This is a genomic window from Xanthomonas sp. NCPPB 1132 (assembly GCF_056629235.1).
The window spans coordinates 4,663,769-4,683,533 of record NZ_CM152819.1 but is presented as its reverse complement, the minus strand read 5'-3'; the positions used below and the strand labels follow the sequence as shown (position 1 = coordinate 4,683,533).

General features: G+C 70.4%; 18 protein-coding genes. 11 read left to right on the top strand and 7 right to left on the bottom strand.

All coding sequences use genetic code 11. The features are described 5' to 3' along the window. The first annotated feature begins 114 nt into the window (after positions 1-114). A complete protein-coding gene (locus AC1G9L_RS20115; protein ID WP_481069818.1) occupies positions 115-1,053 on the top strand; it encodes a CPBP family intramembrane glutamic endopeptidase in 939 nt (312 codons plus the stop codon). A gap of 74 nt (positions 1,054-1,127) precedes the next feature. Here AC1G9L_RS20115 and AC1G9L_RS20110 read toward each other — a convergent pair whose 3' ends face one another. Together AC1G9L_RS20110 and AC1G9L_RS20105 are read right to left on the bottom strand one after the other, a co-directional pair. Further along, positions 1,128-2,138: an energy transducer TonB gene (locus tag AC1G9L_RS20110; protein ID WP_420008626.1), complete on the bottom strand. Its 1,011-nt coding sequence runs from the start codon at positions 2,136-2,138 to the stop codon at positions 1,128-1,130. 169 nt (positions 2,139-2,307) lie between these two features. Next, on the bottom strand, positions 2,308-2,916 hold the full coding sequence (locus AC1G9L_RS20105) for a TIGR00645 family protein (RefSeq protein WP_010340631.1): 609 nt from the start codon (positions 2,914-2,916) through the stop codon (positions 2,308-2,310). 113 nt (positions 2,917-3,029) lie between these two features. Here AC1G9L_RS20105 and AC1G9L_RS20100 point away from each other — a divergent pair, with 113 nt between their 5' ends. The 4 genes from AC1G9L_RS20100 to AC1G9L_RS20085 all read left to right on the top strand — a co-directional run bounded on the left by AC1G9L_RS20100 (position 3,030) and on the right by AC1G9L_RS20085 (position 8,692). Further along, positions 3,030-3,719, top strand: a complete 690-nt coding sequence (locus tag AC1G9L_RS20100; RefSeq protein ID WP_019799860.1) for a glutathione binding-like protein — start codon at positions 3,030-3,032, stop codon at positions 3,717-3,719. A 70-nt stretch (positions 3,720-3,789) separates the two neighbouring features. Continuing rightward, positions 3,790-6,021 carry a S9 family peptidase gene (locus tag AC1G9L_RS20095; RefSeq protein ID WP_481069817.1) on the top strand — a complete coding sequence of 744 codons (2,232 nt, stop codon included), beginning with the start codon at positions 3,790-3,792 and terminating at the stop codon, positions 6,019-6,021. 52 nt (positions 6,022-6,073) lie between these two features. Next, the gene (locus tag AC1G9L_RS20090; protein WP_019799862.1) at positions 6,074-6,658 is read left to right on the top strand and encodes a cytochrome c oxidase assembly factor Coa1 family protein; all 585 of its coding nucleotides are present in this window, start codon (positions 6,074-6,076) and stop codon (positions 6,656-6,658) included. Between the two features lie 216 nt (positions 6,659-6,874). Continuing rightward, positions 6,875-8,692: a DUF885 family protein gene (locus AC1G9L_RS20085; protein ID WP_019799863.1), complete on the top strand. Its 1,818-nt coding sequence runs from the start codon at positions 6,875-6,877 to the stop codon at positions 8,690-8,692. Positions 8,693-8,767: 75 nt separating this feature from the next. Here AC1G9L_RS20085 and AC1G9L_RS20080 read toward each other — a convergent pair whose 3' ends face one another. Both AC1G9L_RS20080 and AC1G9L_RS20075 read right to left on the bottom strand, forming a co-directional pair. Next, positions 8,768-9,121, bottom strand: coding sequence for a hypothetical protein (locus AC1G9L_RS20080; protein ID WP_081481889.1), 354 nt, complete (start codon positions 9,119-9,121; stop codon positions 8,768-8,770). A 267-nt stretch (positions 9,122-9,388) separates the two neighbouring features. After that, positions 9,389-9,865, bottom strand: a complete 477-nt coding sequence (locus AC1G9L_RS20075; protein WP_481069816.1) for a hypothetical protein — start codon at positions 9,863-9,865, stop codon at positions 9,389-9,391. 171 nt (positions 9,866-10,036) lie between these two features. Between AC1G9L_RS20075 and AC1G9L_RS20070 the strand changes: the two genes are divergently transcribed. Together AC1G9L_RS20070 and hemB are read left to right on the top strand one after the other, a co-directional pair. Beyond that, on the top strand, positions 10,037-10,285 hold the full coding sequence (locus tag AC1G9L_RS20070) for a hypothetical protein (RefSeq protein ID WP_481069815.1): 249 nt from the start codon (positions 10,037-10,039) through the stop codon (positions 10,283-10,285). A gap of 207 nt (positions 10,286-10,492) precedes the next feature. Continuing rightward, positions 10,493-11,485 carry a porphobilinogen synthase gene (gene hemB / locus AC1G9L_RS20065; protein ID WP_481069814.1) on the top strand — a complete coding sequence of 331 codons (993 nt, stop codon included), beginning with the start codon at positions 10,493-10,495 and terminating at the stop codon, positions 11,483-11,485. Between the two features lie 133 nt (positions 11,486-11,618). Here the strand turns inward: hemB and AC1G9L_RS20060 are convergent, their stop codons facing one another. After that, entirely contained in the window at positions 11,619-12,608 is a 990-nt protein-coding gene (locus AC1G9L_RS20060; protein ID WP_481069813.1) for an NAD-dependent epimerase/dehydratase family protein, read from the bottom strand. A 91-nt stretch (positions 12,609-12,699) separates the two neighbouring features. On the opposite strand from AC1G9L_RS20060, the gene AC1G9L_RS20055 reads away from it, so the two are divergent. Beyond that, on the top strand, positions 12,700-13,587 hold the full coding sequence (locus tag AC1G9L_RS20055; RefSeq protein WP_481069812.1) for a LysR family transcriptional regulator: 888 nt from the start codon (positions 12,700-12,702) through the stop codon (positions 13,585-13,587). A 120-nt stretch (positions 13,588-13,707) separates the two neighbouring features. Here the strand turns inward: AC1G9L_RS20055 and AC1G9L_RS20050 are convergent, their stop codons facing one another. After that, positions 13,708-14,463, bottom strand: a complete 756-nt coding sequence (locus AC1G9L_RS20050; protein ID WP_019801907.1) for a DNA/RNA non-specific endonuclease — start codon at positions 14,461-14,463, stop codon at positions 13,708-13,710. 202 nt (positions 14,464-14,665) lie between these two features. On the opposite strand from AC1G9L_RS20050, the gene AC1G9L_RS20045 reads away from it, so the two are divergent. After that, a complete protein-coding gene (locus AC1G9L_RS20045; RefSeq protein WP_481071200.1) occupies positions 14,666-17,173 on the top strand; it encodes a PepSY domain-containing protein in 2,508 nt (835 codons plus the stop codon). A gap of 395 nt (positions 17,174-17,568) precedes the next feature. On the opposite strand, the gene AC1G9L_RS20040 is transcribed toward AC1G9L_RS20045, so the two are convergent. Further along, positions 17,569-18,459, bottom strand: coding sequence for a TolB family protein (locus AC1G9L_RS20040; RefSeq protein WP_481069811.1), 891 nt, complete (start codon positions 18,457-18,459; stop codon positions 17,569-17,571). A gap of 52 nt (positions 18,460-18,511) precedes the next feature. On the opposite strand from AC1G9L_RS20040, the gene aroE reads away from it, so the two are divergent. Together aroE and AC1G9L_RS20030 are read left to right on the top strand one after the other, a co-directional pair. Next, positions 18,512-19,360 (top strand): shikimate dehydrogenase, encoded by an 849-nt coding sequence (aroE, locus tag AC1G9L_RS20035; RefSeq protein WP_481069810.1) that lies wholly within the window; start codon positions 18,512-18,514, stop codon positions 19,358-19,360. Between the two features lie 49 nt (positions 19,361-19,409). Beyond that, positions 19,410-19,736, top strand: coding sequence for a hypothetical protein (locus AC1G9L_RS20030; protein WP_019799419.1), 327 nt, complete (start codon positions 19,410-19,412; stop codon positions 19,734-19,736). Positions 19,737-19,765 lie beyond the last annotated feature (29 nt).

Below are 19,765 nucleotides of genomic sequence, written 5' to 3'. Positions count from 1 at the left end.
GCGCTGCGCTCGATCGCAGTGGAGCCGCGCAGGGGCTGCGGGCGTGATGCACACTCCCTGCGCGCACGGCGGATGCGTCCGCCTTCCTGAAGCATTCTCCGCAGCGAGCCTTGCATGTCTCCAGATCCACACGATGCCCCGGTACTGACGGCTGCCGGCGATGCCCGCCTGCTGGTGCTGGGCGAGGCGCGCATCCTGCAGCCGGGAATGCTGCGCTGGCTGCGGGCGGTGGCCTGGGCGATCGCCTTGCTGGCGCTGATGATCGTCGTGGCGACGGCGGTGCCGCTGCTGTGCGGCAGGCTCCTTGGGTCGGGCGCGGGCCCGCTTGCCGCGTTCGCCACGGCAGTGACGGCCGCCATCCTCTACGCCGTGGCGGTGCGCCTGGGCGAGCGGCGCTGGCCGGCGGAACTGGCCTGGCGTGCGGCACCCTCGCAGTTGGCCGTCGGGCTGCTGCTGGGCGCGGCGATGTTCGCGGCGGTGATGGCGCTGATGGCGGCATTGAACGTGTACGCGATCCGCTGGACCGGACCGGCGCCGCTGTGGGGGCCGCTCGGCAAGGCGCTGCAGGCCGGCGTGGTGGAAGAACTGATGCTGCGCGCGATCCTGCTGCGCCTGCTGTGGCGCGCGTTCGGCCCCTGGCTGGCGTTCGCGCTGTCGGCGGCGCTGTTCGGGCTGGCCCACCTTGGCAATCCGAACGCCAGCGTGTTCGCCGCGCTGTGCATCGCGGTGGAGGCCGGGATCATGCTGGGCGCGTTCTACGTGCTCACCGGCCGGCTCTGGGTCTCCATCGGCGTGCACGCGGCCTGGAACTTCACCCAAGGCTATCTGTTCGGCGCGGCAGTGTCGGGCACCGACATGGGGCCGGCGATCGCGCGCAGCACGGTGCAGGCGGGCGTGCCGGACTGGCTGAGCGGCGGCGCGTTCGGACCGGAGGCCTCGCTGCCAGGGCTGCTGGTGTGCACGGTAGTGGGGGCGGTCGCGACCTGGGTGGCCTGGCGCAAGGGGCGCTTCGGCACGCCTGTGCGCGGCGCGGGCCGTGCGCCCGCGGCCTGAGCGCTTCCGCTCGGCGCAGTCATCGGCGATGCAGCGCGCCCGGCAGCCGCCGGGCACGCGTCGGCTGCGGCGGCTCAGCCGCCGGGATTGAACGCCAGCGTGCGGCGGGTGGTGATCGGCGCGCTGACCGGTTCGAAGCGCCAGCGCTTGGTCGCGTTCAGCGCCTCGCGGTCGAACACCCGCGGTGGCGTGGAGCGCAGCACGCGTGCGTTGGTGACCGCACCGTCGGTGCCGACGGTGATCTCCACCAGCACTTCGCCGGCGGTACCGGAGCGCAGCGCTTCGGGCGGATAGCGCGGGGCCGGGGTGCTGATCGGGCGCAGGGTCTGTGCCGTGGCGGCGGATGCCGGTGCGGCCGCGGGCGTCGCCGCCGGTGCCGGCGTCGCTTGCGCGGTGGCGGCGGGCGTGGCGGGGCGCGCGGCGGCCTGGCGTTCGGCTTCCTGGCGTGCGCTCTCGCGGCGCGCGGCTTCCTGTTGCGCGGCGATCTGCTGCGCTGCCTGCGCCTCGCTGGCCTGCTGCTGCGCCTGCTTCTGCTGCTCGGCGGCCAGCTTGGCCTTCTGCTCGGCGTCCTTCTTGGCCTTGTCGGTCTCGTCCTGGCTGCGCTGGGCCACCGTTTCCATGCCCTTGCTCACGCCCTGCTTGAGCCGCGGCAGCGCCGGTGCCTGCGGATCCATCTTCTCGATCAGGCCGATCAGGCGCTGCGCTTCCGGGAAATCCTCGCGGTTGATGCTCTGTTCGGCGGCGATCAGCGTGTACGGCATCAGGTCGGTCAGCGCGCTCTTGACCCCGGCGTCGTCGGGCTGCTTGTCGCGCAGCGCCAGGTAGTACTCGACCGCGTTGTTGCCGGCCGGCGCATACATGCGGTTCTCGCGCAGCGCCTGGCTGGCCGAGTCGTGCAGCTGTTCGGTGCCCATCGACTGCACCTTGGCCGACACCGGCGGCGGTGCCGGCGCGTTGGCCGCGGCGGTGGCCGGTGCGGTGGTGGGCGGCGCGGTCTCGTCCTGCTTGGAGCAGGCCGCCAGCGCAGCCAGCAAGAGAACGGGCGCGACACGGCGCGCCTTGGCGAGTGTGGTGAGTTGCGACATGCGTCCCCCTGAATCCCCGGTGTTGGCAATCAACGATGCGATGGCGGTGCGTTCGCGGCGCTGCGGCCCCCATGCCGCCAGCGCACCCCATCGGTCAATCTAGCATCCGCGGCCGCCGAGTGTGTGGCAGCCGCAGCGCTGCGGCGAAAAGCGTGACGTTGCGCGTCGTTCAGTGCGCCGGCCGCGCCGGCGCGGATCCGGACATGATCCGGTCAGTCCAGGCGATGCCGATCGCCGACAGGATGAAGATGCCATGGATGATGGTCTGCCACAGCACGCCGGTGGCGGTCAGCGTCGCACAGCTCTTCAGGTCCACCGTGCCCACGGCGCTGGCCAACTGGTCCGGCGAGCACATCGGCATGCCGCCGAGCGCGCCGACCGCGATGAAGGTCTTGAGCAGGTGGATCGAGGAGATGCCGATGATCGACAGCGCCAGCTTGACCTTGAGCACGCTGGCGTTGACGTGGCTCAGCCACTCCGGCTGGTCCGGGTGGCCTTCCAGGCCCAGCCGCGACACGAAGGTCTCGTAGCCGCCGACGATCACCATCACCAGCAGGTTGGAGATCATCACCACGTCGATCAGGCCGAGCACGATCAGCATGATCTGCTGCTCGCCCAGGCGCGGCGCCTCGTGGATCAGGTGCCACAGTTCCTTGCCGAACAGGAACACGTACACGCCCTGGGCCACGATCAGCCCCAGGTAGAGCGGCAACTGCAGCCAGCGCGAGGCGAAGATCAGGTTGGACAGGGGGTGCAGGCGGGGCCGCTCGGGAGTCATGGTGTGATCTGGAATGCTGCGTTGCGGGAGCGGCCAGGGTACCCGGCCGGCGATTACGCTGCCAAGCCGGGGGCCGCCGCTACACTCGGGATCCCCTGTCCAGGAACGCCGCCATGATCGATCTGTACTACTGGCCCACCCCCAACGGCCACAAGGTCACCCTGTTCCTCGAGGAAGCCGGGCTCGACTACACGCTCAAGCCGGTCAACATCGGCGCCGGCGAGCAGTTCGCGCCCGAATTCCTGGCGATCTCGCCCAACAACAAGATGCCGGCCATCGTCGACCACGCCCCGGCCGACGGCGGCGCGCCGCAGAGCGTGTTCGAGTCCGGCGCGATCCTGCTCTACCTGGCCGAGAAGACCGGCCGCTTCCTGCCGGCCGATCCGCGCGGGCGCGTGCTCGCGCTGGAATGGCTATTCTGGCAGATGGCCGGCCTCGGCCCGATGACCGGGCAGATGGGCCACTTCAACGTCTACGCGCCGGAGAAGATCGGCTATGCGATCGAGCGCTACGGCAACGAGGTGCGGCGCCTGCACGGCGTGCTGGACAAGCGCCTGGCGCACAGCGCCTACCTGGCCGGCGACGAGTACGGCATCGCCGACATGGCCAGCTACCCGTGGATCGAGGTGTACAACGGCCTGACCCCCGACTACGCCGCCTTCCCGCACCTCAAGCGCTGGCACGAGGTCATCGCCGCGCGTCCGGCCACCCAGCGCGCCTACGCCCTGAAGGAGCAGGTGAACCCGAACGCGGGCAAGCCGCTCAGCGACGCCGAGCGCAAGCACCTGTTCGGGCAGCGCTGAGCCGGCGCGCTTCTCAAATCCCGGGCGCACGCGCATCATCCGTGCGCTCGGTGCTCCATCAGGAACCTTCATGCGCTCTCTGTTCGCCGCTCTTGCCCTCATGCTCGCCACCCCCATCGTTCCCGCCCACGCCGAGAAACTGACCCTGGAGGCCATCACCGGCAGCAAGCCGCTGTCCGGGCCGACCCTGATGAAGCCCAAGGTGGCGCCGGACGGCTCGCGGGTGACCTTCCTGCGCGGCAAGGACAGCGACCGCAACCAGCTGGATCTGTGGGAGTACGACATCGCCAGCGGGCAGACCCGCATGCTGGTGGATTCCAAGCTGGTGCTGCCCGGCACCGAGACCCTGAGCGACGAGGAGAAGGCGCGCCGCGAGCGCCAGCGCATCGCCGCCTACACCGGCATCGTCGAGTATCAGTGGTCGCCGGATGCGCATGCGCTGCTGTTCCCGCTCGGCGGCGAGCTGTACCTGTACGACCTGGGCAAGACCGGCAGCGCCGCGGTGCGCAAGCTCACCCACGGCGAAGGTTTCGTCACCGATCCGAAGATTTCGCCCAAGGGCGGCTACGTCAGCTTCGTGCGCGGACGCAATCTGTGGGTGATCGACCTGGCCAGCGGCCAGCAGCATCAGCTCACCCACGATGGCAGCGAGACCATCGGCAACGGCGTGGCCGAGTTCGTCGCCGACGAGGAAATGGACCGCCACACCGGCTACTGGTGGGCGCCGGACGACTCGGCGATCGCCTTCGCGCGCATCGACGAAACCGAGGTGCCGGTGCAGAAGCGCCCGGAGGTCTACGCCGACCACACCGAGGTGGTGGAGCAGCGCTATCCGCAGGCCGGCCAGCCCAACGTCAAAATCCAGCTCGGCACCATCGCGCCGCGTGCCGGCGCGGAGCCGAACTGGATCGACCTGGGCAAGAACCCGGACATCTACCTGGCACGGGTGGACTGGCGCGATCCGCAACGGCTCACCTTCCAGCGCCAGTCGCGCGACCAGAAGCGCCTGGAGCTGATCGAGGCGACCCTGACCACCGGCAAGCAGCGTGTGCTGATCACCGAGACCAGCCCGACCTGGGTGCCGCTCACCTACGACCTGCACTTCCTCAAGGACGGGCGCTTCGTCTGGGGCTCGGAGCGCAGCGGCTACGAACACCTGTACCTGGCCTCGGAAGACGGCCGCACGCTGCGCCCGCTGACCCAGGGCGAGTGGATGGTGGACGAACTGCTGGCGGTGGACGAGGCGGCCGGCAAGGTCTACTTCTCCGCGACCAAGGAGTCGCCGACGCAGACCCAGCTGTACGCGGTGCCGCTGGCCGGCGGCGCCATCGAGAAACTGTCCAAGCCCAACGGCACGCATGCAGCCAGCTTCGCCAAGAACGCCAGCGTGTATGTCGACAGCTGGTCCAACACCACCACGCCGCCGCAGATCGAGCTGTTCCGCGCCAACGGCGAAAAGATCGCCACCCTGCTGGTCAACGACCTGGCCGATCCGCAACACCCGTATGCGGCCTACCGCGAGGCGCAGCGTCCGGTCGAGTTCGGCACCCTGACCGCCGCCGACGGCAAGACCCAGCTGCACTACCGGCTGATGAAGCCGGCCGGCTTCGATCCGGGCAAGCGCTATCCGGTGGTGGTCTACGTGTACGGCGGCCCGGCCGCGCAGACCGTGGTCGATGGCTGGCCCGGCCGTGGCGATGCGTTGTTCGACCACTACCTGGCCCAGCATGGCTACGTGGTGTTCTCGCTGGACAATCGCGGCACGCCGCGCCGCGGCCGCGATTTCGGCGGCGCGCTGTACCAGCACCAGGGCACCGTGGAAGTGGACGACCAACTGCGCGGCGTGGCCTGGCTGAAGTCGCAGCCTTGGGTGGATGCCGCACGCATCGGCGTGTACGGCTGGTCCAACGGCGGCTACATGACCCTGATGCTGCTGGCCAAGCACAGCGAGGCCTATGCCTGCGGCGCCGCCGGCGCGCCGGTCACCGACTGGGGTCTGTACGACAGCCACTACACCGAGCGCTACATGAACCTGCCCAAGGCCAATCCCGACGGTTACCGCGACAGCCGCGTGGCCGCGCACCTGGACGGGCTGACCTCGCAACTGCTGTTGCTGCACGGCATGGCCGACGACAACGTGCTGTTCACCAATTCCACCTCGCTGATGAGCGAACTGCAGAAGCGCGGCAAGCTGTTCGAGCTGATGACCTATCCGGGCGCCAAGCACGGCCTGTCCGGCAGCAACGCGCTGCATCGCTATCGCACCACCGAGGCGTTCCTGGCGCGCTGCCTGAAGCCCTGAGTGCGCCGTTCCGCTTCGACCTTCCCGCTTCCGCACGACAAGGAGTGACGTCATGTCGAGTCCGCCGCCGCTGCCCGGCATGCCCGGTCCCACCTCCACCACGGCGCTGCCACCGGCCAGGCGCGGCTGGTGGGCGCGGCACTGGAAATGGGCGGTGCCGCTGATCGCGCTGGTGCTCGGCGCCCTGCTGCTGGTGTCGATCGCGGTGTTCGCGCTCGGCCTCGCGCGCGTCACCAAGTCCTCCGAACCGTACCGGGTCGGCGTGATGGCCGCGCAGCACGATCCGCGCGTGGCGGCCGCGCTGGGTGCGCCGATCAAGGACGGCATCATGCCCAGCGGCAACATCAGCACCAGCGGCGCCGGCAACGGCAATGCCGCCCTGAGCGTGTCGCTCCACGGCACGCGCGCCAACGGCACCCTGTACATCGAAGCCGAGCGCCATGCGGGTGAGTGGCACTACACCACCTTGCAGGTCTTGCCGGATGCGGGTGAAGCGATCCCGCTGCTCGATGCGCTCGGGCAGGACGCCGACAGCGACGACGACGGGGAGGCGGACGGGATGGCGGTCGAGGCGCCGCCGGTGCCCGCGGCGGACGTGCACAGCGCCTCGCCTGCCGAGTCAGACGCCACGCAATAGCGGGCGCAAGCGGTTGGCCGCGCACATCGTGTGCGGTCGACAGCATCCACGGGCACGCGATGGCGTATCGCCGCGAGTCTGCATTGACGCAGCCACGCTGTGGCGTCACCACCGCCGCATGCTGCATCGCCGCGCGGTGGCGGCCATGACCTCCGGCAGATGGCCGATCCGGTAATGCCGCGTACGGTCCCTGCATCGTTCTATCGGAGCTGCGCCATGAAGCCACGTGTCCTCGCCATCGCCCTGACCCTGGCGCTGGCGGCACCTTCGCCGTTTCCTGCGCTGGCGGCAGCGGCCGCGCCGGCTGCCGCGTCGGCCACGCACGCGCCCGCTTGGGTGGAGCGCAGCAATGCCTTCGCGCAGATCCTGCTGCAGGCGCAGGCGCCGTTCCAGGCCGAGGAGGTGAGCTTCTTCGGCGTGCCGGGTTTCGACGACCAGGTCTCCGATTTCGGTCCCGACAACGCGCGGCGCTTCCGTGAGGCCACCAGCGCCGCGCGCCGCACGCTGCAGGAAAAACTGCAGGTGGAGCGCGATCCCAACGTGCGCCAGGACCTGGCGATCCTGATCCATGCCGCCGACCAGTCCATCGAGGGCAGCACGCTCAACGAGCGCTTTCTGCTGCCATGGACCGACGCGCCGCAGCACGTGTTCGGCGGCATCAACAACCTGTTGTCCGAGCAGGTACCGGCGGCGCGCCGCGCCAAGGCGCTGCTGCGGTTGCAGCGTTACGTCGGCCTGGCGCCGGGCAGCGCCTCGACCCTGCAACTGGCGCGGCAACGCTACGAAGAGAAGCGCGCCGACGGCAACCTCCTGCAGCCGACCAGGCGCGAGGTCGAGCAGGCCTTGAGCAACGTCGACACCTACGCCAAGGGCATTCGTTCGCTGTTCGCCGAGTACAAGATCACCGGCGCGGAGGCGGCGCTGGCGGCGATGGACAAGCAGTTCCAGGACTACGCCACCTGGACGCGTACGGTGGTGTTGCCGCAGGCACGCGAGGATGCGCGCCTGCCGCCCGAGCTGTATGCGTTCCAGCTCAAGCAGGTCGGTATCGACATCGCCCCGCAGGTGCTGATGCAGCGCGCGCAGCTGGAATTCATGGAAACCCGCGCGGCGATGCAGCAACTGGCGCCGCTGGTGGCCGCGGCCAAGGGCCTGCGCGGCGACGATGCCCGCGACTACCGCACCGTGCTGCGCGCGCTCAAGCGCGATACCATCCCCGACGACAAGCTTGAGGCGCACTACCGCAGCGTCATCGACCGCATCGATCCGATCATCCGCCAGCAGCGCATCGTCGACGTGCCGCAGCGGCCGATGCAGATGCGCCTGGGCTCGCCGGCGGAAAGCGCCGCGCAACCGGCACCGCATTTCCGCCCGGCGCCGCTGGTCGGCAACACCGGCGAGCAGGGCACCTTCGTGCTGCCGCTGGGCAACCCGGACAGCGCCGGCAAGGGCGAGCACTACGACGATTTCAACTTCGGCGCGGCGGCGTGGACGCTGAGCGCGCACGAGGGCCGGCCCGGCCACGAGCTGCAGTTCACCGCCATGGTCGAGCGCGGCGTGTCGCTGGCGCGCAGCCTGTTCGCATTCAATTCGGTCAACGTCGAAGGCTGGGCGCTGTACGCCGAGGCCGAGATGGTGCCGTACGAGCCGCTGGACGGGCAGTTGATCGCCCTGCAGTTCCGCCTGCTGCGCGCGGCGCGGGCCATGCTCGACCCGATGCTCAACCTCGGCCTGATCGACCGCGAGCGTGCGCGCCTGGTGCTGGAGAACGACGTCGGCCTGTCGCCGGCGATGGCGCGGCAGGAACTGGACCGCTACATGGTGCGCGCCCCCGGCCAGGCCGGCAGCTACTTCTACGGCTACAGCCGCATCCTGGAACTACGCATGCGCACCGAACTGGCGCTGGGCGCCAGGTTCGACCGGCTGAAGTTCAATAACTTCCTGCTGGACCAGGGGTTGCTGCCCCCGGACCAATTACAGGAGGCTGTGGAGACCCAGTTCATCGCCAACACGCGTGGCAGCGCGGCGCCCTGATCCTTTGCATTTGGAGCGACGCACCGTCTGTGTGCGTCGCCTTCCAGCCTGATCCGTTGTGCGCCCGAACGAACGCTAGTGTTTGAAGGGAACCAGTTCCGGGGGCTTTGTTCCCTTCCACTGTCCTTGCTTCAATGCACCAGGACAGATGCTCTGGTATTGAGCAAGCGCTGCGATCGCAGTCGTCGTCCATCCAACGCAGTGATGCGTCGAGACCGGTGTTGGATAGGGGCAATACGGCGACACCGGCGCCCAGGTTCCCGAGATGGGGTCCACCGGCTTCCAGTTGTAGTCAGGAATGTCGCAGCCCTTGGAACAGAACAGGAACGGGTCGTCCATGCGGCAGACCAGCGTCTGGTGCGGCGTCGATGCGATCGCGCTGGTCTGCAGCCCGGCAGCGGCGACCAATATCCATATCCAGCGTTTCATAACGATTCCTTCTGTCAATGATGGTGTCCACCGAATACCCAGGCTGACCATTTGGCAGTGCAATCTTCCTCATCCGGCGCGCCAGACGCATTGCGCCGACAGCGCAGCCGGAAAAATATGGTAGCCCACCAGTAGCTTACCAGGGGTTTTGGGGTGCGAAACATCGCAAGCGGCGGCGCCTGCGGCGTCCAGCACCGACGCTGGCCTTGCGCTCGGCGGACGCGGACACGCTCAGGCACCAATCGATCGCCGTGGTGGCATGCGCCGTCAGGGTTCCCGGGGCGGTGCGGCTCCGGGGGGCGGGACAGGCTGCGGGGCGGACGGCACCTGCGCCCCCGGCGGCACCCAGATCGCCATGCCGGCGGCGCGCTTCTGCGTGGTGGGGATGCCGATGCCCAGGCCACCGCCGACGTGGCCGCCATAGCTGCCCGCGCCGACCGACAGGCCGCCGCCGGAGCGCTGCGAACCCACGCCCATCAGCACCACGCCGTTGGCGCCGAGCTTGGCCGCGTCGCGCTTGAGCCGGTCCACCGCTGCGTCGGTCTGGCCCTGGGTGCCGAAGCCGGCCGCGCTGGAGGCCTCCAACTGGGCGATATCCACCGCCCCCGGCGGCGGCGCGGAGTAGATCTGCACCAGCGCCGGATCGATTGGCGGCCGCGCCGCGCCGACCATCACCTTCGAGGAACTGGCGCAGCCGGCCAGGCTCAGCAGCAGCGCCAGCGGCAACAACGGTCGGATCTTCATGGCCTTGCCCCCGTAGTTGGATCTCACGCGATCATAGGCGGGCCGGGTGAATCGCGCCGAACCCACCGCTGTCGCACCCTGGCAGGGCGCCGTGATCCCCATGCCAAGAGTTGGGTTGCCTGGCCTGCGCCGCGCGCTATGGTGCAGGCTCACATTCGCACGGAGGCCGGCATGGGCCTGATCAGTCTGCTGTGGGGCATCGTGGCGTTGCTGTGGATGATCCTGGCCTTCATCCCGCTGCTCGGCTGGGGCAACTGGCTCCTGATCCCGTTTGCCGCGGTCGGCGCGTTGATCGCCGCGATCGGGCTGTTGTTCACCGCCGCGCCCAATCGCGGCCGCGCCAAGACCGGCCTGCTGCTCAACGCGCTGGTGATCGTGGTCGGGGTGATCCGTCTGAGCCTGGGCGGCGGCGTGCTCTGAGCCGCGTGCCGGGCGACCGGCATGCTGTGTTGCAGCATCCTGCGCTGCGTGCCGCGCCGGCGGGAGTAACATGCGCAGCCGACGGCGGCCCGCGCGCGGGCTGCCCTGCGTTCATGCCGGTGCCGGCGGCGCGGCCTGCGGTGCCTGGCGGCACTGGCCGCGCGACTGGCACGGCCTCCCAACATCCGCCCACCCAGGAGCCTGCACGTGGCCCATCCCCACTATCGTCCCCGGCGCATGCGCCGCGATGCCTTTTCGCGCCGCCTGATGCGCGAACACACCCTGACCGTCGACGACCTGATCTGGCCGGTGTTCGTGCACGACGTGCCTGGGCGCACGCCGATCGCCTCCATGCCCGGCGTGGAGCGGCTGTCGATCGAGGAACTGCTCAAGGAGGCCGAGGCCGCGCTGGAACTGGGCATCCCGGTGATCGACCTGTTCCCGGTGATCGACCCGGCAGGCAAGTCGCTGGACGCGGCCGAGGCCTGGAACCCGGACGGCCTGGCGCAACGCGCGGTGCGCGCACTGAAGGCGCGCTTCCCCGAGCTGGGGGTGATGACCGACGTGGCGCTGGATCCGTACACCAGCCACGGCCAGGACGGCATCATCGACGACCGCGGCTACGTGCTCAACGACATCACCGTCGAGGCGCTGGTGCGGCAGTCGCTGTCGCATGCGCAGGCCGGCGTGGACATCGTCTCGCCGTCGGACATGATGGACGGGCGTATCGGCGCGATCCGCCGCGCGCTGGATGCCGACGAACACCTGCACGTGCGCATCATGGCCTACTCGGCCAAGTACGCCTCGGCGTTCTATGGCCCGTTCCGCGAGGCGGTGGGCAGCGCCGGCAACCTCGGCAAGGCCGACAAGACCACCTACCAGATGGACCCGGCCAACGGCGACGAGGCCTTGCGCGAGATCGCCCTGGACCTGGAAGAGGGCGCGGACATGGTGATGGTCAAGCCCGGCATGCCCTACCTGGACGTGGTGCGGCGGGTGAAGGACGAATTCCGCGTGCCGACCTTCGCCTACCAGGTCAGCGGCGAGTACGCGATGCTCAAGGCGGCGATCGGCAACGGCTGGCTGGACGAGCGCGCCTGCGTGCTGGAGTCGCTGATGGCGTTCAAGCGTGCCGGCGCCGACGGCGTGCTGACCTACTTCGCGCCGCAGGTGGCGCGCTGGCTGCGCGAGGCGCGCTGAGCCGGCGTCTGCCTGTGCAAGCGGCTGCAGCGCACGTCCGATAACGATGGTCGGCGTGCTGTAGGAACTGCTTCAGCCGCGATCGCGCTTCAATGGGAACGCCCGGTCGCGGCTGAAGCCGCTCCTACGCGCGTCAGGCCGATCGGGCGGTCGCCGGCAGACAGCCAAGTCCCTGCAGCGTCGCCTCCACCGCCACATCCAGCGGTGTGTGCGGTTCTTCGCCCAGCAGTTCCAGCAGCCGCGCGTTGCGCATGCGCAGCGGGTGCCGCCACAGCGGACGCATCTCGTGCAGTTCGCGCGCCAGCGGCCAGAACGGCACGGCCAGGGTCAGCAGCGGCCACGGGAAACGGCGCGTGCGTGGCAGTGCCAGGCCGTGGTGCTGCGCGACCCGCGCGATCGCCGCGGCCATCTGCGTGCCGTCGGCGTCCCAGTGCCCGTCCATGTGCAGGCGGGCGAAGGCCGGCAGGCGTGCGCGCTGCTGCAGCAGCGCCAGCATGGTCCGCGCCACGTCCGGCACATAGGCCCACTGGTGGCCAACGCCCGGATCGCCCGGCAGGGTCACCGTCGCGACCGGTCGCCCGGGCCGCACCAGCCCCTGCGCGAACCAGCTGTTGCCCACGCGCGGGCCGAAGAAGTCGCCGGCGCGCACCACGATCGCCCGTGCGCCTTGCGTGGTCGCGCTCTGCAGACGCTGCTCCAGCGCCACCCGGATCGCGCCCTTGCGCGTGACCGGGGCCTGCGGCGCGTCTTCGTCCGGCGCCGGATAGGCGTCCGGCCCGTAGTTGTAGACCGTGCCCGGCAGGACCACGGTGGCGCGCTCGGCGATCGCCGCGGCCGCGGTGTTGTCGATCATCGGCAGCACCAGCTCCGACCAGCGCCGGTAACCGGGCGGGTTCACCGCATGCACGATCACCGCGCAGCCCCGGGCCGCCTGCAGCACGTCTGCGCGTTGCAGCGCATCGCCGCGGAGCCAGTGGATGCCGTCGCGCTCCGCGCTGGGGTGGGCGAGGCCGCGCTGCAGGGCGCGCACCTGCCAGCCGGCGTCGCGCAACTGTCGCGCCAGTTCGCCGCCGATGCCGCCGCTGGCGCCCAGCACCAGGGCCGTGGAAGAAGAAGAGGACATGACAGCGCTCCGTTGGGGTCGGCGCTCAGTGTCGGTGCCGGTGCCGCTCAAGAAAATTGGCGAATACCGCGGACCGGCTATACATTTCTGTATGGACAACGCGATCGGCTGGGAACTCTACCGGTCCTTCCTGGCGGTGCTGGAGGAAGGCTCGCTGTCGGCGGCGGCACGGGCGCTGGGGCTGACCCAGCCCACCGTCGGCCGTCACGTGGCGGCGCTGGAACAGGCGCTGGCGGTGCCGCTGTTCGTGCGTTCGCAGACCGGCCTGCTGCCCACCGATGCCGCGCTGGCCTTGCGCGGGCATGCGCAGGCGATGGGTAGCCTGGCCGCGTCGCTGCAGCGCGCGGCGGGCCGCCACGGCGATGCGGTCCGCGGCACGGTGCGCATCGCCGCCAGCGAGGTGATCGGGGCGGAACTGCTGCCGCCGGTGCTGGCGGCCCTGCGTCGCGCGCATCCGCAGCTGCGGCTGGAACTGGTGCTGAGCAACCGGGTGCAGGACCTGCTGCATCGCGAGGCCGACGTGGCGGTGCGCATGACCCGGCCCACGCAGGACGTGCTGATCGCGCGTCATGTCGGCGAGGTGGCGGTGGCGCTGTTCGCGCACCAGGACTATGTGGACCGGCACGGTCTGCCGCAGGCGTTGGAGGACCTGCCGCAGCACGCGCTGATCGGCTTCGATGCGGAGACGCCGTTCCTGCGCGCGGCGCGCAGTGCCCTGCCGGCATGGCGGCGCGAGGCGTTCGCGTTGCGCGCCGACAGCGACCTGGCGCAACTGGCATTGCTGCGCGCCGGCTGTGGCATCGGCTTCTGCCAGGTCGCGCTGGCGCGACGCACGCAGGCGCTGGTGCCGGTGCTGCCGCAGCAGGTGCGCGTGGGCCTGGAGAGCTGGATCGTGATGCATCAGGACGTGCGCGGTAGCGCCGCCTGCAGCGCGGTGTTCGCCGCACTGGTCGAGGCGATGACCGCGCACACCGCCTGAGGCGCGTGCGCGTGCGATGGCGGCCGGCTGGCGCACACGCGCCGCCGGCCGCCCCCACCCGGACAGGGGGTCAGGCCGCTTTTACCAATCCCGAATCCCCACTCCCGAATCCCTGCCTTATTACGGCAACGTCAGCGCGATCGGATTGGCCTTCATGCTGGCGCTGATCGCCGGGAACGGATCCACGCCGGACATGGTGATGACGTCGTTGATCGACACCACGTCGCAGTTGATGGTGCTGTCGTTGACGCACATGTAGGCGGCCGCGCCGTTGCCCGGCTCGTACACCGCCTTCCACACGTAGTCCGGGACCTGCACGTTGTCGGCGCCGATGCTGCTGCGCGTGCCGCTGTCGAAGGCCGGGCCGGTGACCACGTAGACCTCGCCGCGCTGCTTGGCCAGCTGGCGCACCTGCTCCTCGATCCGCGCCCACTCGCCGGTGTTGAGCTTGTGGTCCTGCGGGACCACGTTGGCCATCGAGAAGGTTTCCTTCTCCGAGTTGGTGGTCGAAGCGTCGCCGGCCGGGGTCATGTGGCCGCGGTCATAGCCGGAGTTGGTGTAGTCCGAGGTGTGCGAGCGGTCGGCGGCGGGGATGCCGGTCTCGTCGTGGAAGGAGCCGACGCGGCCGATCGATTCGGCACCGGCGACCTGCTGGTCGGTGATGTGCTCGGCCGAGTACAGCGGACCCTTGGTCACGCCCGAGGCCATCAGCACGTATTCGGTATGGCAGACCTCGGTGGTGCGGCTTGTGATCGACGCATCGAGCGTCGGCGCCTTGCCGCCGGCGTAGAGCGTGGGGCAACTGGTGGCGGCGCTGGCCGCCTGGGCGGCGAACAGCGCAAGCAGGGCAAGACAACCGCGCAGGGAGACGGACATTGCAGGAACCTCGGGGGTGGTCGATGGAGGTGAAGAAACTGGCCACGTTCGATGTCCGTCAGGTGACCGCTGGATGTGCTGCCAATGGCAACTGCGCCGCGGGTCACGCTTGGCGGTAGACGCCGCAGGGCGACGTATCAATCGCATGCGATAAGCGTTCTCATTTACAATGCGCGACCGCCCCGTCCCGCACCGCGCCGCCGTGATCAAGTCGCTGTTGTTCCAGTTGCATTGGCTGCTCGGCATCAGCGCCGGTCTGGTGCTGTCGGTGATGGGGCTGAGCGGGGCCACGCTTGCCTTCGAGGACGAGATCGTGCGCCTGGCCAATCCGCCGCTGGCGGCCATCGCCGCACGCCATGCCGCCGGCGAGCAGCCCTTGCCGCTGGCCGAACTGGCGCGGCGCCTGGACCTGGACGGCGCGCACCGCAGTAACCGCCTGCTGATCGATCCCACCGGCACGCGGCCGTCCGCGGTGCGCCTGCCGGGCCGCGACGGCGGCCGCCTGTACTTCGACCCCTACACCGGCGCGGTGCTGCCGGCGCCGCGCCTGGACGGGTTCTTCTCCTTCGTCGAAGACCTGCACCGGCGCCTGGCCGCCGGCGAGCGCGGCAAGGCGGTCACCGGGGTTTGCGCCTTCGTGCTGATCTTCTTCTGCCTGTCCGGCCTGTATCTGCGCTGGCCGCGGCGCTGGTGGAGCTGGCGCGCGTGGTGGGCGGTGGAGTGGAACCGGCAGGGGCGCAGCTTCCTGTGGAGCCTGCACTCGGTGATCGGTACCTGGTGCCTGCTGGTGTACCTGCTGATCGCCGCGACCGGGCTGTACTGGTCCTACGACTGGTACCGACAGGGGCTGGTGGCCATGCTCGGCGGCGATGCCGCGCCCAAGGAGAAGGAGGGCGGCCGTGGCGGCACGCCGCCGGCGGTGGACTACGCGCGGCTGCAGGCGGCCCTGGCGACCGTGCCGGCGGCGCAGCGCGCTTACCTGGACCTGCGCCTGCCCGGTCGCAGCGGCCAGCCGATCGTGGCCCGTTACCTGCCGCCCGATCCGGCGCACGACCGTGCCTACGACAGCGTGGAGGTCGATCCGGCCAGCGGCCGCGTCCTGCGCCACCTGGAGTATCGGCAGCAACCGCTGGGCCGGCGCCTGCTGACCAGCATGTTCGCGCTGCACAGCGGCAGCTTCTTCGGCCTGCCCGGGCGCGTGGCGATGCTGCTGGCGAGCCTGTGCATGTCGCTGTTCTTCGTCACCGGCTGGATGCTGTACCTGGATCGCCGGCGCAAGAAGCGCGCCTTGCGCGCAGCGCGGCGCGCGCTGCCGGGATTGGTCGGCGATGCCGCCGGCTCCTGGCTGGTGGGCTTCGCGAGCCAGAGCGGCCTGGCCGAGCGCCTGGCCTGGCAGACCGCCGCACACCTGCAGGCCGCCGGCCTGGCGGTGGAGGTGCGTTCGCTGGCGCAACTGGAGCTGGCGCACCTGCGCGGCGCGCAGCGCGTGCTGTTCGTGGTCAGCACCTTCGGCGACGGCGAACCGCCGGACGCGGCGCGCAGTTTCGTCCGGCGCGTGCTGCGCCAGGCGCAGGCCTTGCCGGAGCTGCGCTACGCCATGCTCGGCCTGGGCGACCGGCAGTATCCGCAGTTCTGCTGCTTCTCCCGCGAGGTGCAGCGCTGGCTGGAGGCGCAGGGCGCGCAGGCGCTGTTCCCGCCACTGGAAGTGGACAATGCCGATCCGCAGTCGCTGGCGCAGTGGCAATGGCAACTGTCCGCGCTCACCGGCGTGGCGGCGTCGGCGCCGGTGCTGCAGGCGCCGGAACCGCTGGACTGGCGCCTGGCCGGCCGCGTCCTGCTCAATCCCGGCAGCGCCGGCGCGCCGGTGTGGCGCATCGACCTGGTGCCGCCGCCGCAGGCGCACTGGCATGCCGGCGACATCCTGGAAGTGCAGCCCTGCCACGCCGCCGACGCGGTCCGCGCCTGGCTCGTCACGCAAGCGCTGGATGCCGAACAGACGGTGCAGGCCGATGGTGTGCCTCAGCCGTTGTGGCAGGCGCTGGCATCCCGCGCGCTGACGCCGCCGGCGCCGGACGACGACGTGCAGGCCTGGGTGGACGCGCTGCCGAATCTGCCGTTACGCGAATACTCGATCGCCTCGGTGCCGGCCGACGGCCTGCTGCAGCTGGTCGTGCGCCTGACCCTGCGCGACGACGGCAGCCCCGGGCTCGGCGCCGGCTGGCTGTGCCAGCACGCACCGCTGGGCGCGGTATTGCGCGCACAGGTACGCGCCAACCCGGGGTTCCGCCGGCATGGCGCTGCGCCGATGCTGCTGATCGGCAACGGCACGGGGATCGCCGGCCTGCGCAGCCTGCTGCGCGAGGCCGAGCAGGCCGGCGTGCGGGAGCACTGGTTGCTGTTCGGCGAGCGCAACGCCGCGCACGATGCGCTGTTCGGCGACGAACTGCAGGCGTGGCAGGCCGCCGGCCATCTGCAGCGCCTGGATCTGCTGTTCTCGCGCGACCAGGCGCACAAGCGCTACGTGCAGGACGGGCTGTGCGAATCCGCCGACGCGGTCCGCGACTGGGTCGCGCGCGGCGCCACCGTGTACGTCTGCGGCAGCCTCGCCGGCATGGCGCGCGACGTGGATGCGGCACTGCGCGAGATCCTGGGCGAGGACGCGCTGGATGCGCTCAGCGCCGAGGGGCGCTACCGGCGTGACGTGTACTGAGGCGCTGCGCCGATCGCGGCACGATCAGGGGCTTTTGCTTGCCTTGATCGTCGCTGATGAGGACGGTGGGAGCCATTTCAGGGAGCTTCTGATCCGGTGAAATGCACGCACGTAGGAGCGGCTTCAGCCGCGATGCGTTGTTGTTGGCGGCGCTGTTCGCTCGCGACAAGCGAATAGGGCGATGCGTCCAGCTGCCATGCGTCGGGACTGAAGTCCCTCCCACAACGGCCCTTTCTCACGCCGCTCGCCCGCCGGCATGGCAGCAGCCCGGGCATCCCGGAAAATGCCCGGGCGTGGTCGCCGGACGGGGGGCTGCCGCCACGTACTCCTTGGGCGAACCTGTGCGACTGCGCTCGACCAATTGCCACCGTGCGTCGCGCCGTCGCGCAATCCGCTTACCTGCAGTCGTCGCTACCGGTGGCGGCCGGTGCCTTGATCCGGTACAGGTCGCGCTTGCCGGCCCTGGGCGCGCGGGCGCTGCCGGACAGCAACAGCTCGCTGGGCTTGGACGCATCCAGCACGGCGCCGGCGGTGTGGCCGTCGCGACTGTTGAACGACAGCCCCAGCGGCTGAGGATTCGCGTAGCGGCCGCCTGCGCATTGCGCCAGCAGCACCTGGCTGCTCGCATTGCCGTGCGCACGCGCGAACAGCAGCGCGCGGCCGTCGCCCAGCCACGCCGCGCCGGTCTCGTCGTCGGCGCTGTTGACCCCGGCCAGCGCCTGCGGTTGCGCGAACGTCTGGCCCTGCAGGCGCGCCACGAACAGGTCCAGGCCGCCGGCGCCGCCATGGCCGTCGCTGGCGAACAGCAACCGCGTGCCGTCCAGCGACAGGGCCGGCGCGCGCTCGTTGCCCGGCGAATTCACCGCCGCGCCCAGGTTCTGCGGCGCACCGTAGCTGCCGTCGGCCAGCAGCGGCGCGCGGTACAGGTCGCTGCCGCCGTGGCCGCCGGGACGATCGGAGGCGAAGTACAGCCAGTGTCCATCGGCGCTGAAGAACGGGTCGCTGTCCAGGTTCGGCGAGTTGAGCGGCGCCGGCAGCGGCTGCGGATCGCGCCAGCGTCCGTCGCGCAGCACGGCCTGCCAGAGATCGCCGCCGCCGGGCCCGCCGGCGCGGTCGGGACTGGCCCAGACGATGCGCTGGCCGTCTGCCGATACGCTGGCGCGGGTCTCGTCGGCAGCGGTCGATACCACGCCCATGCCCTCGATGCCGAATTCGGAAAGCGCGAACGCACACGGCGCGCAGAGTAAACTCGCGGCCAGCGCGAGCGGCAGGGCAGGGGTCCGCATGAGGGATTCCATGGAATGTCGCCGCCAGTCTAAAACAACCAACGAGCGCTCCATGCCCAACTCCCGTTTTGCCGTGTTCGGCCATCCCGTCGCCCATTCGCTGTCGCCGCGCATCCACGCCGCCTTCGCCAAGCAGACCGGCATCGCCCTGCAATACGAGGCGATCGACGTCCAGGCCGACGGGTTCGCCGCGGCGCTGGCCGCCTTCGCCGCCGACGGCGGTGTCGGCGCCAACGTGACCCTGCCGCTGAAGGAAGCCGCGTTCGCGCTCAGCGTGGTGCACAGTGCACGCGCGCAGTCGGCCGGTGCGGTCAACACGCTCAGCTACCGCGATGGCCAGTGGCACGGCGACAACACCGACGGCGCCGGCCTGGTGCGCGACCTGACCGACCGCAACGGCCTGGACCTGCGCGGCCGCCGCGCGCTGCTGCTGGGCGCCGGCGGCGCCGCGCGCGGCGTGGCGCCGGCGCTTCTGGAGGCCGGCGTGCAGCAACTGGTGGTGGTCAACCGCGCGCCGGAACGCGCCGATGCGCTGGTCGATGCGCTGGGCGAGCCGGCACGCGCGATCTCGCGCTACTGGGAAGACCTGCGCGAGCTGGGCGATTTCGAACTGATCGTCAACGCCACCACCATCGGCCGCGACCCGGCCGCCAGCTTCACGTTGCCGCTGTCGCTGATCAACAGCATGACCCTGGCGGTGGATCTGAACTACGGCGAGGTCGCGATCGCGTTCCTGGCCTGGGCACGCGCGGCGCGCTGCCGCGACACCGTGGACGGGCTGGGCATGCTGGTGGAACAGGCCGCCGAGAGCTTCGAGGCATGGCATGGCGTGCGCCCGGACACCGATCCGGTGTACGCCGCGCTGCGCGAGCGCGATGCGGTCCTGGTCAGCGCCGACTGACGCCTGCGTCTTCATCGAGAGGAACGACTGCGTGGACACTGGACTTGCGATGCAATTGTTGACGACCCTGCTGTTCCAGCTGCCGGTCGTGGTGGTGTATGTGGTGGGCATGGCGCTGCTGGCCACGCGGCGCCCCGGCCGGCCGCGCACCTTGGCCCTGTGTGGGTTGAGCATCATGCTGCTGGTGATGCTGCTGGGCACGACGCTGACGATGTTGCCGATGTTGGCGATGTCGCGCGGCGCCAGCCTTTCCGAGTTCGCCATCTGGTCTGGGATTCTGCGCGCGGTCCTCGGCCTGATGTTGGCGGTGGGCGTGCTGTTGGTGGTGCTGGCGCTGCGCTTCGCCCTGCCACCGCGCGTGGCGCCGCCGCACTGACCGATGCCACCGGATGCGAGGGAGGACGC